Annotated in this window: 11 protein-coding genes; 2 read left to right on the top strand and 9 right to left on the bottom strand. The window is 37.2% G+C overall.

All coding sequences use genetic code 11. From position 1 onward, the window contains the following. Positions 1 to 3: 3 nt before the first annotated feature. The 6 genes from BTR42_RS05875 to BTR42_RS05850 form a co-directional block, all read right to left on the bottom strand. The gene (locus tag BTR42_RS05875; protein ID WP_077496806.1) at positions 4 to 750 is read right to left on the bottom strand and encodes a class I SAM-dependent methyltransferase; all 747 of its coding nucleotides are present in this window, start codon (positions 748 to 750) and stop codon (positions 4 to 6) included. Between the two features lie 429 nt (positions 751 to 1,179). Then, on the bottom strand, positions 1,180 to 2,742 hold the full coding sequence (gene guaA, locus BTR42_RS05870; protein ID WP_012961946.1) for a glutamine-hydrolyzing GMP synthase: 1,563 nt from the start codon (positions 2,740 to 2,742) through the stop codon (positions 1,180 to 1,182). Positions 2,743 to 2,887: 145 nt separating this feature from the next. Beyond that, on the bottom strand, positions 2,888 to 4,294 hold the full coding sequence (lacG, locus tag BTR42_RS05865; protein WP_077496804.1) for a 6-phospho-beta-galactosidase: 1,407 nt from the start codon (positions 4,292 to 4,294) through the stop codon (positions 2,888 to 2,890). An 87-nt stretch (positions 4,295 to 4,381) separates the two neighbouring features. Next, on the bottom strand, positions 4,382 to 6,085 hold the full coding sequence (locus BTR42_RS05860; RefSeq protein ID WP_077496802.1) for a lactose-specific PTS transporter subunit EIIC: 1,704 nt from the start codon (positions 6,083 to 6,085) through the stop codon (positions 4,382 to 4,384). Further along, positions 6,078 to 6,401: a PTS lactose/cellobiose transporter subunit IIA gene (locus BTR42_RS05855; RefSeq protein ID WP_077496800.1), complete on the bottom strand. Its 324-nt coding sequence runs from the start codon at positions 6,399 to 6,401 to the stop codon at positions 6,078 to 6,080. Before BTR42_RS05855 ends, BTR42_RS05860 begins: the two co-directional genes overlap by 8 nt. A 23-nt stretch (positions 6,402 to 6,424) precedes the next feature. Continuing rightward, complete coding sequence (locus BTR42_RS05850; RefSeq protein ID WP_009854147.1) at positions 6,425 to 7,258, bottom strand: PRD domain-containing protein; 834 nt, start codon at positions 7,256 to 7,258, stop codon at positions 6,425 to 6,427. Positions 7,259 to 7,910: 652 nt separating this feature from the next. Here BTR42_RS05850 and BTR42_RS05845 point away from each other — a divergent pair. Beyond that, the gene (locus BTR42_RS05845; RefSeq protein WP_013643082.1) at positions 7,911 to 8,519 is read left to right on the top strand and encodes a TVP38/TMEM64 family protein; all 609 of its coding nucleotides are present in this window, start codon (positions 7,911 to 7,913) and stop codon (positions 8,517 to 8,519) included. A 34-nt stretch (positions 8,520 to 8,553) separates the two neighbouring features. On the opposite strand, the gene BTR42_RS05840 is transcribed toward BTR42_RS05845, so the two are convergent. Continuing rightward, positions 8,554 to 9,177 carry a class I SAM-dependent methyltransferase gene (locus tag BTR42_RS05840; RefSeq protein ID WP_077496798.1) on the bottom strand — a complete coding sequence of 208 codons (624 nt, stop codon included), beginning with the start codon at positions 9,175 to 9,177 and terminating at the stop codon, positions 8,554 to 8,556. A 155-nt stretch (positions 9,178 to 9,332) separates the two neighbouring features. Here BTR42_RS05840 and BTR42_RS05835 point away from each other — a divergent pair, with 155 nt between their 5' ends. Further along, complete coding sequence (locus BTR42_RS05835; RefSeq protein ID WP_077496796.1) at positions 9,333 to 10,787, top strand: alpha-amylase; 1,455 nt, start codon at positions 9,333 to 9,335, stop codon at positions 10,785 to 10,787. 138 nt (positions 10,788 to 10,925) lie between these two features. Here the strand turns inward: BTR42_RS05835 and BTR42_RS05830 are convergent, their stop codons facing one another. After that, positions 10,926 to 12,662: an ABC transporter ATP-binding protein gene (locus BTR42_RS05830; protein WP_077496794.1), complete on the bottom strand. Its 1,737-nt coding sequence runs from the start codon at positions 12,660 to 12,662 to the stop codon at positions 10,926 to 10,928. Between the two features lies 1 nt (position 12,663). Further along, positions 12,664 to 14,388: an ABC transporter ATP-binding protein gene (locus tag BTR42_RS05825; RefSeq protein ID WP_077496792.1), complete on the bottom strand. Its 1,725-nt coding sequence runs from the start codon at positions 14,386 to 14,388 to the stop codon at positions 12,664 to 12,666. Positions 14,389 to 14,414 lie beyond the last annotated feature (26 nt).

The raw sequence follows: 14,414 nt of genomic DNA, 5'->3' as shown, positions 1-14,414 counted from the left end.
AAGTTACAGATGTGCGATAGCTCTCAATCTACGATAGTCAGCAACCCATTCTTTGCCATTCCAAAGCGATTCTTTTGTTAATTTATCGACTTCTTCAATGATTTCATTCTGAGCTTTTTCAGGTATTCGTTCCAAATCTGATGCAAAAAATTGTCGCATCCAATTGGCTAATCCTTTCTCCTTGTCTTTTAACGGCGTTGGTCGGTCGTAATCATATATTTTCTCAATCACAAACTTATTCTTTTCCAATAAATCTGCAAACTCTTGACTTGTTGGAAAATTGAACTTAGGTTTGTAATCATACCCAAAATCTCGGCAAGCTGCCATAAATGTATTCTCGATTGTTGCAATATTACCATTTGCTCCGAATTCACATATCAATAAACCATTTGGTTTCAAGACTTTATGAATCTGTTTTAACAAAGTATTGTGGTCAGCTATCCAGTGAAAAACGGCATTTGAAAAAACAACATCAAATTGCTTTTCAAACGGCAAAGTAAGGGCGTCACCAACCACAAACTGTATGTCGGTGTAGTGCTCTCGTGCCTTTTCTATCATACTTTCAGAGCTATCAAGACCAATCGTTGTATCCGCAAGATCTGCCAATTGTGAGGTAAGCGTTCCCGTTCCACACCCTAAATCTAAAATATGTTGATTTTTATTCTTAGGTACAAACTCTAAAAGTCCTTTCCCATATTCAGCCACAAAATCATGTTTATTATCATATAATACCGCATTCCACTCGCTCATATATTCCTCCACAAAGTCTTTTTATCCTTAATTATACAGCAATCAATTGCATTGTAAAGTGAAAATACAATATATTGAAAACCACGCTCTAAATTAGACAACTAAAAATGACAACTAAAAGCTAACCAAATCTGGTCAGCTTTCTACTCCATCGAATCAAGTTAACCTTGATTCACTTCAATTGCAAGTTCAACTTTCACATGCAGAGGGGTTGACATCAACTCTGATGACGCTTCGCTTATCAATCGTTGTGTCAAACATAAAAAAAACCACTTAGACTATCTTGTTCTAAGTGGTTGTATCGTTTAAACTCCCAGCGGTTCGCTGTTAACTCATCACTGCGTCGCTTTTTGCTCCTTGTTCTGAGACAGCTATCGCAGGGGTAGTACTAAAGATTTTTATTGCGACTTCGTCGCTAAAAATCTAGTACTACTCCCACTCTACTGTTGCTGGTGGTTTACTTGTGATGTCATAGACGATGCGGTTGACATGGTCAACTTCGTTTACGATACGGACTGAGATTTTTTGAAGCACATCCCATGGGATACGTGCAAAGTCTGCTGTCATTCCGTCGATTGATGTGATAGCGCGGATTGCGATTGTGTAATCGTAAGTACGTCCGTCACCCATAACACCAACTGAACGAACACCTGTATTAACAGTGAAATATTGCCAGATGTCGCGGTCAAGACCTGCTTTAGCAATTTCTTCACGAAGGATAGCGTCAGATTCACGAACAGTTTCAAGACGTTCAGCTGTGATTTCACCCATAACACGGATAGCAAGTCCTGGTCCTGGGAATGGTTGGCGCCAAACGATTTCATCTGGCATACCAAGAGCTGTACCAAGCGCACGAACTTCATCTTTGAAAAGTGTGTTAAGTGGCTCAATCAATTCAAATTGCATATCTTCTGGGAGACCACCAACGTTGTGGTGTGATTTGATTGTTTGAGCAGTATCTGTACCAGACTCGATAACGTCTGTGTAAAGAGTACCTTGTGCTAAGAAGTCAACACCTTTAAGTTTGCTTGCTTCGTCATCAAATACACTGACAAATTCATTACCAATGATTTTACGTTTTTTCTCTGGGTCATCAACACCAGCAAGAAGGTCTAAGAAACGTTTTGAAGCATCAACACGAATGATGTTCAATCCGAATTTACCACCAAGCATATTCATAACTTGGTCCCCTTCTCCTTTACGAAGAAGACCATGGTCAACGAAGATACATGTCAATTGGTCACCGATAGCACGTTGAAGAAGAACACCAACAACTGATGAATCAACACCACCTGAAAGTCCTAAAAGAACTTTACGGTCTCCAACTTTTTTGCGAATTTCAGAAATTTGCAAATCAATGAAATTATCCATTGACCAATCACCTTTAGCTCCACAAATCTTGAAAGCAAAGTTACGTAAAATATCATTACCATATACTGAGTGACGAACCTCTGGGTGGAATTGGATACCATAAATGTTTTTCTCAGTATTTTCAATGGCTGCGTAAGGGCAATCAGCAGAATCACCAACGAGGTGGAAACCTGCTGGAATTTCGGTAACTGCATCACCGTGGCTCATTAAAACGGTTTGTTCATCTGGTGTGTCAGCAAACAATTTTGAATTTGCTTTTAAGCGAAGTGTTGATTGACCGTATTCGCTGTTACCAGTTTGACCTGCTGGAACAACTTTACCACCAAGTCTGTCAGTCAACAATTGCATACCATAGCAGATACCAAGAATTGGAATACCCAATTCAAAAATTTCTTCATCAATACCAAAGGCATTGTCAGCATAAACTGAATTTGGACCACCTGAAAGTACGATACCAATTGGGTTAATCGCACGCACTTCTTCTGCTGTGATTTTGTGGCTTCTCAATTCTGAGAACACACCAAATTCACGGATACGACGTGCAATCAATTGGTTGTACTGGCTACCATAATCAAGAACAATGATTTTTTGAACATCATTCAAACTAGAATTGTCAGTCATTATTACCCTTTCTATTAAAGTCAGCCCTAAGCTGACAGTATTCTTTTTAATTGTAGCATAATTTCATGCATTTAGCAGTAGATTTTCAATATCTTTTAGCATACAATCATAATTTTTCAATAGGATAATAAGAAAATAACTATTATCATTGGATAACTCTTGTTTCAGTAAGGTGTTTATACCAGTAAGCACTTTTCTTTGGATAACGCTTTTGTGTCTCAAAATCAACATAGAATAGACCATAACGTTTCTCATATCCATTAGACCAAGAAAATACATCCATCAATGACCAGATAAAGTATCCTTTAACATTTGCACCTGCTTCAATTGCATCTGAAATAACTTCTAAATGTTTTTTTACATAATCAATGCGAGCATCATCGTAAACGGTATTGTCTACAAATTCATCTTTATACCCTAAACCATTTTCTGTGATGTAAATCTTCTTATAGTTTGGATAAGCTTTTTTCACGCGCATGATCTGATCATATAATCCTTGTGGATAAATAATCCAGTCCCAATCTGTCTTAGGAACATTTACCGGAGCTTCTCTACGACCAATCCCTTTAATCTGATACTTAGAACTTCCTTTCTCACCTTTTCCATTATGAATGATTTCAGTGTCACCATCACAAGCTCGCATCCAGTCACTCATATAATAATTAATCCCTAAAAAATCATTTAAGTCCTTTGCTGCTTCAAGTTCGGCAAAATCTTCTTCACGGAGATCTAATTCTCCACCATTTACTTTTAGAATGTAATTAACACCCTTCATCGTTTCCTCAGAGTAGCCACCTAAATAAGTTGCATCCAAAATAAATTTATTATGGAGTATATCTTCTAACTCGGCGGCACGGACATCTTCAGGATTTTCTGGGTTATACGAGTATTTAGTTGGCAAAGCATGAACAACACCAATTTCTCCTGAGTACCCTTTATCCTTATATAATTTAACAACACGTGCATGAGCAACCATCATATTATGATGAGACTGAAAAACTTTTGCCAAATTATACTGGATGCCTGGAGGAAATTTCCCCACTAAGTACTGACCATCTCCGATTGGACCAATTTCATTAAACGTCGTCCAGTAATTAACCTCAGAGAATTCTTCAAAACAAAAATCAGCATAATTAACATAATGATCTATATTTTCACGATTAAGAAAATCACCATTAGAGTGTAAAGCTAAGGGCGTATCAAAATGATGAAGTGTTACAAAAGGTTCCACATGGTGCTTATGGCACTCTTCAAAAAGTTTATGGTAAAAAGCCACACCTTTAGAATTAACTTCACCGTAGCCTTTAGGAAAAATTCGTGACCAGGCAATTGAAATACGAATGCCATTCACACCAAACTGCTCTGCCAATTCCAAATCCACAGGATACTGATGATAGAAATCACTAGCTGGATCAGCTGTATACCAGTAATTATCTTTCAGATATTGGTCCCAGGCAACAGGACCTTTTCCATCTACATGAGTCGCACCTTCAGCCTGATAAGCAGCTGTAGCACCACCAAAAATAAAATCTTTAGGTAATGTTTTTGTCATATTCTTTCCTTTCGATATCAATAGCATTTGAGATGAATAATAGTCAAAGGAGGTGAACTATCATTCATCTCAAATATTGCTAACTAATTAGTTAAACTGTTCTTGCACAAAGGCTAAAGCGGCTTGTCCATCACGGGTTAATTTAATATACTGAGCACCTTCAGTTTTAGCAAGCCTAATCCCAAGATTATCAGTCTCCACTTTCATATCTTCATAGTTAGATGCCACCTGTGGTGCAAGAATAACTAAATCAAACTCTGGTAATATTTCACGATGAGCACCATATCCACCTGCGGCTGCTTTAACAGGTACGCCATATTCAGCAGCTGCCTTATTAAGAGCATTTGCTAAAAGTCCACTAGTCCCACCACCTGCGCAAAGGACAAGCACGTTGGTTTCTTTGACAATATTGTTGTGAACAGGTGTTTCTTCACTGCCCACTCCTGCTTTTTCAAGGATAGCATCTGCTTTAGAAGTATTAAAGTTTGCGACTACCTTTTCTTTTAGAGAATCATTAGACTTCCCTGTACGTTCTTCTTCTAGAATCTGTTGGTCATAAACTTTGACAAATGGATAATAGATTATAACATCAATCACAATCAGGAGAGCCGCCAAAATAAATGAAAGAAGTTGAAAATTAGTACCAAGAACGATTCCCAAAGGTCCAGGAGTAGTCCATGGTAAGTTAGTCGTGAAACTATTCATACCAAGTGTATCAACAAAGAATTTGAAAATCCAAACGTTAACAATGGGTGCTAAAATAAATGGCACAAAGAAGACAGGGTTCAAAACAATTGGAGCTCCGAATAAAATTGGCTCATTTACCCCAAAGAAAGTTGGCACGACTGAAGCACGTCCAATAGCCTTATTACGTTTTGATTGACATAGCCACATGAACATGAATGGAACGACAAGAGTTGCTCCTGTTCCCCCCATCGTAACGATAAACATTTGTGTTCCTGAAGTTAAAACTTTATCAGCGTGTTCCCCAGCTTTCATAAGAGCTAAATTCGTATCAATATTAGCGTAGGTAATAGCCGCAATAGCTGGTTCAACAATTGATGGGCCATGAATACCAACAAACCAGAAGAAAGCATAGGCACCAAATATAAAAGTAATACCAACATAACCATCTGCTGCAGAAAAAAGTGGTGCAAAAAACTGACCTATCGCTTCTGCCACACCTGTTCCTACAAAATGACGCGCTAAAATATCCAAAGCATAAAGAAAAACTACTGATAAAGTAAATGGAATAACATCTTTAAAAACTTGTGAAATGTTAGGTGGTACTTCATCAGGCATACGAATGGTAACGTTATTTTTCACACAAACCTTATAGATAGTCACAGTAACAAAAGCTGCTAAAAAGGCTGTCAGAAGTCCTTTAGTTCCTAAAAATCCAGTTGCAAAACCATCTGCTGTAGGATCTGCTGCCAAAATCAATAGACTTACAATGGAAGCCAGTAATGTTGACATGTAATTAATTTGGTTTGTTGCTGCCATGTCACGATTAACAGAATCAGTCAATGATTTAGCCGTAGTTCCAGCAACCAACATTGCTAAGAGTCCCATTGAATAATTATATGGTTTCATCAAGAGAGTCTCAACGCCCGAAGGCCAATAAAAACCAAAAGCATTTGGCACATAGGCAATTAAGATAAAAATACTAGAAAGTAAGATAACAGGCATTCCAGCAATGAAACCATCTCGAATGGCCCTTAAATAAATATTACGTGATAACTTTTCAAAAAAAGGCTTGCCTTTTTCAATAAACTCAATTAGCTTATTCATATTTTACTCCTCTTTTATATAACTCAATAAGATATTGCATTAAGTCTTTTAGTAACAAGGTTGTCATCAAGTGATCCTGCCCGTGCATCATTGTTACACTATAAGCAATATCTTCACCTGATGCTTCTTTAGTCAATAAATTTGTTTGTGATTTATGCGCCTCAATAATACAATTCTCTGCTTCTTTTACGAACCCGTCTGCCCTATCAAATTCTCCCCTCTCTGCTGCCTTCAAAGCTTCTAACAACTTTGTCCTGGCATCACCAGCATAGGCTACAATTTCAAAACCAAGTAATGTTACTTCTTCTCTATTCATGATAAAATTCTCCTTAATCATTATTATAATAGTCGTTGTATGTGTAAAACTAAAAACACTTTCTCACACTTATAACTTTCTACCCCTACTTCTCGGGTGACAATATCATAAATATCACTACCAATTCGATAGGCTAAAGGGTAAGTTAATCTTACTTGCTTCTCTATCTCCATCAATGATTTATTTTCGTTTTCACTTCGATCTAAAGAATCTAAAAAATAATTCAAATGAATCATAAAACGATCATAAAAATTACTGTTTTCACTTGTCCGTTTGATATTGTTCTTTTCCAGAACACCATCAATTAAATGTAAAATATTTTTCCTTACTTCTAAATTCTTCTCTTTTTGTAATATCATCACTCCTTCAGCATTCATAAAGTGATAAGCAATCCTGCTAACTTCTTCATTAGGAAGCGACTCTAGTAGGTTCTTACGATAAATATCAAGTGCTTCTTGCCCTATTTGATAGGGAATAGGATATTTTGAAGAAACATCTGGAAGACTACTGGGCTTATACTTTCCAGCCACAAGGGCTTGATATGAGCAATAAATATGATCTGTCAATGTCACATAAATATACTCCTGTACAGGATAGTGATATTTCTTGGACAGATAATCTACAACATCATAGGTAACCGTGATGAAGTCTAGTGGTATATTTTTTAATAAAGAAATAAAGTTCTCTTTTGATTCCTCTGTCCGAAGATGAAAAATTTTTTCAATCTTTTCTTCATTGATGGTATCACCTTTATTCTTGTTAAATCCAATACCACTTCCAATCAAAACAACTTCTTCTCCATTCACATCTTGTGCTAGAGTAACATTGTTATTCATAGAAGATATTATTTGGTACATAATCCCTCCTGATTAGTTAAAGCAAAAAGGCGTAATCATAATACAAATTAAGGAATACAAATCCAATGATTGTCTTTCCAAATTCATTTATGATCACGCCTAATCTCGCTTAGTAACGCTTACTTTATTTAATTATGGGTTTATTATAGCACAACCTTTTTTGTTTGTAAACCCTTTCTTGTTTATTTTTTTGTTTTTTTTGTTTAAAAATCAACAAAAATTTTAAAATGCAATTATCCATATGAAAGCAACCGTAAGTGCTTGGTTAAATAACCCTTCCTAACTAATAAAATTAAGGAAAAGATTTTGTTTAATACATTAAATAGAAACACTCTCCTAAAATGATGGTGAGACACAAGGGGCAATGATCCCATTTCAACCATCTATCACTGGATTTAGCAAGGGCATGAGGCTTACCAAAGGAGATATACTTTGTCCTTACAAAGGGAAGGATAAAAAAAAGCAAGCGGCTGGAAAACCACTTGCTTAGGAGTTATATGAAAAGTTTTTAGGATGATTATATTATATGACTTTCTAGGATAGGATACATCCGTCTTAAGACCTATTTTTTTAAAAGTGATAAATGAATTTTAAAAAGTTGACTGATGTTAGTAAAAAGTTTTACAATAAATATCATTAAGTAAGATTGGAGATGAGATTTCTGTTTAACAATTACAAACTTGTGCAGCGTTTGATTCATATCATTTCAGCTGTTGTTTTTATCGCTTCTTGTCTCTTTATGATTTGGCTTTATCAGCATGGCTATCTAACTAATCAAGCCAAATTACAAACGCTTGTGGGGCAAGATAAATTTTTAGGGGCACTTTTCTTCACTCTTTTACAAATGATGCAGGTTGTTGTGCCAATCGTCCCTATTAGCTTGACTATGGTTTTAGCTGTCATGACTTTTCATCCAGTTGTTGGCATTTTAACGAGTTGCATTGGTATTATCCTTGGTTCTACTATTTTATTTTTACTGACACGTTGGTATGGGAAACGATTTTGCCTGCTTTTTGTCAAAGAGGAAACCTTCAAAAAATATGAAAAACTTGTTGCCACCCATAAATCCTTTACTATCATTTTTATTTTATGTATGATATCACCCTTTGCACCTGCTGATTTACTTGTGATGTTAGCCGCGCTTAGCAATATGTCCTTCAAAACTTTTTCAAAAATCATTATCCTCTGTAAACCAATTTCCATTATCGGACACGTGTTAATTCTCATTTACGGTGGTGAATGGGCACTACATTTTCTTTAGACTCAAAAAATTTGAGATCTGTTTCTCAGATTTTTTAGTTTCTCTCAAAGTCTAATTGAATCAAGACTTTTTTATCTGGTAATCGATAACGTGATGTTTTTATCTTTATGTAACCAATATTGGACATTATTTCCGTTAATTTGCTGGTTTCAATCTGATGATGAACGCTGTCTAGACAATCAAATGAATGCAAGTAAGGTGAATCAGACACCCAAACATCCTTTTGAGGATTCTGCTGAATAATACAAGACACGTATTTTGGAGCAACTTTTTGGATTATCTTTTGAAAAGATGAATAACCAATATATTCAATCAATAAATTAGCAATTACTAATTCCGATCGAGGAAGATTTGCCAGGTCAGCTGTTAAATCAACACGTCTGCAATCCAAAATGTCTGCCAAATCAACATATCGTTCCGCTGTTTGGTCCAAATAATGCTGATTAACGTCAATGCCATAGACTTTCTTGAACCTTGTTTTTTGAATATGTTCAAGTCCATTTCCACCAGCAACTCCAAGAATCATCACACTAGATACAGGATAATCAAGTTGCCCTTTCATCATCTGATTCATTGCTTGTAATTGACTGACAGAAGCCAGCTTCATGTGATTTTCATAATCATCTAGCTTAATTGTTTCCCATGGATTTTTCATCATTCCTAAACTCCTCTTTACATCATTTTAGAAAATATTATACCAGAATTCTTTGCTTGTTTTGATAGGTAGAGATATTTTTTATTACGCAAACGCTTGCGTTATTTTATCTTTTTGGTAAAATGAAAGAAAAAAGTCTTTCTCCTAGGAGCTTTATTATGACAAACGAAACTTTGATGCAATATTTTGAATGGTATTTACCAAATGACGGGAAACATTGGCAACGATTAGCAGCTAATGCTCCCGAACTAGCTCAAAAAGGCATTTCTAAAATCTGGTTACCTCCTGCTTTTAAGGCTACACACGCTGGCGATGTTGGCTATGGTGTTTATGACCTTTTCGACCTCGGAGAATTTGACCAAAAAGGAACGATTCGAACCAAATATGGAACTAAAGCCGATTATCTTGCTGCCATTGCTAGCTTAAAAGAAAATGGTATTGAGCCCTTAGCGGATGTGATTTTGAATCACAAGGCAGCAGCTGACCACACCGAAACCTTTACTGTTGTCGAAGTATCGCCAGAGGACCGCACAGAGGTTCTTAGTGAGCCTTTTGAAATCGAAGGTTGGACAAATTTTACCTTTGCAGGTCGGCATAAAACCTATAATGATTTTGAGTGGCACTGGTATCATTTTACAGGAACAGATTATGATGTCAAAACTGGAAAAACTGGAATTTTTCAAATTCAAGGCGACAATAAAGGTTGGGCAAATCAAGATTTAGTTGACGGTGAAAATGGGAATTATGACTATCTGATGTATGCTGATTTGGATTTCAAACACCCTGAAGTCATTAAAAACATTTACGATTGGGCAGATTGGTTTGTTCAAACAACTGGTATCGCTGGTTTTCGATTAGACGCTATCAAACACATTGATTCTTTCTTCATGGGCAATTTTATCCGTGATATGAAATTAAAATACGGCGACGATTTCTACGTCTTTGGTGAATTTTGGAATGGTGATGAACAGTCTAACAACGATTACTTGGAAAATACCGATTATCGTTTTGATTTGGTAGATGTCCGCCTTCATCAAAATCTCTTTGAAGCTAGCCAAGAAATGGAAACTTATGATTTGCGGACAATTTTTGACCAAACCTTGGTCAAGAATCACCCAGATTCTGCCGTTACTTTTGTCGATAACCATGACACACAACGTGGGCAAGCTTTGGAATCAACCATTGCAGAATGGTTTAAGCCTGCTGCTTACGCTTTGATTCTACTTCGTCAGACTGGATTGCCTTGCATTTTCTATGGTGATTACTACGGTATTTCTGGCGAATTTGCACAAGAAAATTTCAAAAAAGAGATTGACCAATTGTTGCAACTTCGTCAAACAGCTGTCTATGGACAGGAAGAAGATTACTTTGATGACCCAAATTGCATTGCGTGGACTTGTCTTGGGGATGATGAACACCCCACAGCACTAGCTATACTCATCAGTAATGCTAACGCTGCTTCAAAACGCTTATTTGTTGGCGAGAAATGGGCCAAACACATTTTTACAGACGCCTTAGAAAATAATCAGACCGAGGTCACCATTGATGTGCAAGGTTATGGCGTTTTTCCTGTTAATGAAAAATCTGTCAGCGCATGGGTGCCAAATCACTAATGAATACAAAAAAACTCCCTTAGAATAGCGATTTCTAAGGGAATTTCTTTTCTAATTTAAACTGAGAATCGAAAAATTCTTACATCTATTTACATAATTATATTTACGTAAATGACGATGGCAACTTTCACATCTTTTCTACCCTGCTTGGGCTGTTTGCATTTGGTAATAAACGCCTTGTTTTGCCATTAAATCGTCATGCGTACCATGTTCAATAATGTCACCATCTACCATGACTAAAATAAAATCAGCTGATTGAATGGTTGACAAGCGGTGTGCAATGATAAAACTTGTCCTTCCTTGCATTAATTTTTCAAAAGCTTCTTGGATCAATACTTCTGTCCGAGTATCGATAGATGAGGTTGCTTCATCGAGAATTAAGATTTTTGGTAGTTTGACAAAAATTCGAGCAATCGTTAACAGCTGACGTTGTCCTTGCGACAATGATGCTCCTGCATCAGCCAGATAAGTATCGTAACCATTTGGTAACTGACGAATAAAGAAATCAGCATTGGCTGCTTTTGCGGCAGCAACGACTTCTTCTCGTGTAGCATCAGGATTTCCATATGCAATATTATCGTGAATCGTTCCAACTTTCAGCCACGTTTCTTGCAATACCATACCGATTTGTTGGCGCAATTCTGACACAGAATAATCTGCCATAGAAACGCCATCCAAATAAATAGCTCCGCTATTGACTTCATAAAAACGCATTAAAAGATTGATTAAAGTTGATTTTCCTGCACCCGTTGGTCCAACGATAGCCACTTTTGAAGCCGCTGGGATTGATAAATTAAGGTGGTTAATCAAGGTATTTTGGCTAGTATAGCCAAACGACACATCTTTGAATTCAATTTGTCCTTGGATACTATCTGCATTAAGATGAGCTTTTACTGGAAGAGGCTCATTTTCTTCGTCTAAAATAGCGTAGAGACGTTCTGCACAGGCAATGGCGCTCTGCAATTCTGACAAAACGGATGAAATATCATTAAATGGCTTGGTGTATTGATTGACATAATTCAAGAAAGTTGTCAATTGCCCAACTGTAGAAGCACCTGACATAATCCGAAGTGCCCCTACTCCTGCCAAAAGAGCATAAATCAAGCTATTAATGAAACGCGTTGACGGATTAACCGTTGAAGAATAGAAAATAGCTCCTTGTGAGTAATCAGCATAAGTATCATTAATCGTCGTGAAAGTGTCAATAGCCATATCTTGCGCATTGAAGGTGTGGAGTAAACTTTCTTGACGAATCATTTCTTCAATATACTGCGTTTGTTGCCCGCGTGATTTTGTTTGATTTTGATAAAGATGATAACTCTTTTGAGCGATAAAACGTGCTAAGAAAAGTGATAATGGTGTTAAAATTAGCACCAAACCAAGCATTAACAAATCAATATCAGCCATTGTCACAATGGTAATGATAATCGTTAGAATACCAATGAAAAATTGATTGAACACCATTAACAGACCATTGCTCAATTGTTCGGCATCAGTTGTCACACGACTAACCAAATCACCTGAACTTTTCTTGTCAAGATAAGAAATCGGCATCTGGTTTAATTTTTCCATGACTTTTTGACGCAATGTGTAAATATAACCAAACGTTAGACGGTTATAAATCAATGGATTCACCCATTGCATCAAGGTATTCAAAGCGACAACAACAATCATTTTCGCTACAATTGGCACAATTAAACTAATTGATTTCGGAGATAAAACAACGTCCACCGCATTCCCAATCAAAATAGGCAAATAAACGGTCAGAGCGACTTGCGCAATCGTTCCAAGTGTGGCACCAAGAACAAGTCCTTTTTGTGATAAAAGATCTTTGAACAAACGGCGGCTAGTATGATTTTGATTTTTTGCCTTCATCTTACGCCTCCTTTTCTTCTTGGTGTTGTGAGTAATGAATAGCGCGGTAAACATCATTTTGCTTGAGTAACTCATCATGGCTGGCAAAACCAAGTTGATGTCCTTTATCTAGCAGCAAAATCTTATCAGCTACTTTCAAGCTATTAGTGCGTTGTGAAATCAAGACAAGAGTCACTTCTTTTAATTCCTCATGAATGGCTGATAGCAACTTCGCTTCTGTTAAATAATCAAGCGCTGATGTCGAATCGTCTAAGATTAAGAACGGCGCTTTTCTAACAAGCGCACGCGCAATTGTCAAACGTTGACGTTGTCCGCCAGAGAAATTACGCCCAAATGCCTCAACCTTGGCATCCAATTGTCCCTCTTTTTCTGACACAAAATCACTAGCTTGAGCAATATCCAAAGCTCTCCAGAGCTCATTATCACTCACTTCATCACGAATTCCCAAGGTCAAATTTGAACGAATTGTTCCTTGAAATAACTCTGCCTTTTGTGGCACCACATTGACCCAAGAACGCCATTCCCCAAGTGTTTTAGGAGAGTGCTGATTTTGAAAAATAGCTAAGCTTCCCTCTTGCGGTGTGTAGAGATGAGTGAGAAGTTCGACTAAAGTTGATTTCCCAGAGCCTGTTCCACCAATCACACCTAAAAAGTCACCAGCGTTCACACTAAAATCAATATGTGACAGCGACGGCTCGGCAGCGGTTGGATAGGTGAACGTCATGTCTTTGACCGCCAAAGCAAATGCTGACTCACTTTGTACCAGCTCAGTTGCCAAATCTTCAGAATCCTTTTCAAATACTTCTGTGATACGTTTAGCGCTGATAAAAGATTGGTTCAATGATGTGACAAGCATGGTCATCTTGAGCAATTCCGTCAAAATTTGCAAGAGGTAATTCACCAAAGCAATCAACATTCCTTGTGACAAAAGCCCACGACCGATTTCAAGATTTCCTTGCCAAATCACCAAAATCAATGTGCCATTAACCACCAGATAAGTCAACGGCGTTACGAGACTTGATAGGTGACCAGCTTTAATTTGCAAGTCAGTATAATCTTGGTTGGCTGCCGCAAATTCTTGTTCTTCTGCTACAACCTGACCAAATGCACGAATCACACGCACACCTTCTAATTGCTGGCGTGTCATATTGACAATTCTATCGGTAGCCTGACGAATCTTTGCGTAAATCGGATTGAGCAAGTGCGACATGGTAAAGACAATCGCAAACAAAATCACCACCATTAACAAGAAGTCAATCGTCATTTTAGGACTAATGGTAAATGCCATAATAATCGCACCAAAAACAATAATCGGTGCTCGTAAAAACAGACGTAAAAATTGGTTGATACCCGTTTGAATTTGGTAAGTATCGCTTGTCAAACGTGTTACTAAACTAGATGTTGTCAGCTGGTCACGGTCCTCTTTACTCAAGCCCATGATTTTTTTAAATAAATCCTTTGTCAACTGACGTGTGTAACCAACGGCAGCCTTGGAAGAAAAATATTGTGCCGTAATAGCCACAAGCACCCCAACAATTGCCAGTAAAAATAACAGCCCTATCATCATATAAAGGTGATTTTTATCATGATGAGGGATAATGGTATCAACAATTCTAGCAATAATAATCGGAACTAGAAGCTCGAAAGATGCTTCAAACAATTTGAAAAGGGGACCCAAGATTGTCTCCTTGAGGTACCCTTTAAAATAATGACCTAATTCTTTCATTCTTCTCTTTTCTAATAGAGCATTGG

The organism is Streptococcus gallolyticus subsp. gallolyticus DSM 16831, assembly GCF_002000985.1.
GTDB classification, from domain to species: Bacteria; Bacillota; Bacilli; order Lactobacillales; family Streptococcaceae; genus Streptococcus; species Streptococcus gallolyticus.
Note: the sequence above shows the minus strand (reverse complement) of the source record. Positions and strands in the feature narration are given on the sequence as shown.

What these genes read in the sequence shown, in the direction of transcription:
- BTR42_RS05850 (WP_009854147.1), bottom strand. Translation starts at nt 7,258, where the DNA reads ATGTACCAAATAATATCTTCTATGAATAACAATGTTACTCTAGCACAA.
- BTR42_RS05875 (WP_077496806.1), bottom strand. Translation starts at nt 750, where the DNA reads ATGAGCGAGTGGAATGCGGTATTATATGATAATAAACATGATTTTGTG.
- lacG (WP_077496804.1), bottom strand. Translation starts at nt 4,294, where the DNA reads ATGACAAAAACATTACCTAAAGATTTTATTTTTGGTGGTGCTACAGCT.
- BTR42_RS05855 (WP_077496800.1), bottom strand. Translation starts at nt 6,401, where the DNA reads ATGAATAGAGAAGAAGTAACATTACTTGGTTTTGAAATTGTAGCCTAT.
- BTR42_RS05845 (WP_013643082.1), top strand. Translation starts at nt 7,911, where the DNA reads ATGAGATTTCTGTTTAACAATTACAAACTTGTGCAGCGTTTGATTCAT.
- BTR42_RS05840 (WP_077496798.1), bottom strand. Translation starts at nt 9,177, where the DNA reads ATGATGAAAAATCCATGGGAAACAATTAAGCTAGATGATTATGAAAAT.
- BTR42_RS05835 (WP_077496796.1), top strand. Translation starts at nt 9,333, where the DNA reads ATGACAAACGAAACTTTGATGCAATATTTTGAATGGTATTTACCAAAT.
- BTR42_RS05825 (WP_077496792.1), bottom strand. Translation starts at nt 14,388, where the DNA reads ATGAAAGAATTAGGTCATTATTTTAAAGGGTACCTCAAGGAGACAATC.
- BTR42_RS05860 (WP_077496802.1), bottom strand. Translation starts at nt 6,085, where the DNA reads ATGAATAAGCTAATTGAGTTTATTGAAAAAGGCAAGCCTTTTTTTGAA.
- BTR42_RS05830 (WP_077496794.1), bottom strand. Translation starts at nt 12,662, where the DNA reads ATGAAGGCAAAAAATCAAAATCATACTAGCCGCCGTTTGTTCAAAGAT.
- guaA (WP_012961946.1), bottom strand. Translation starts at nt 2,742, where the DNA reads ATGACTGACAATTCTAGTTTGAATGATGTTCAAAAAATCATTGTTCTT.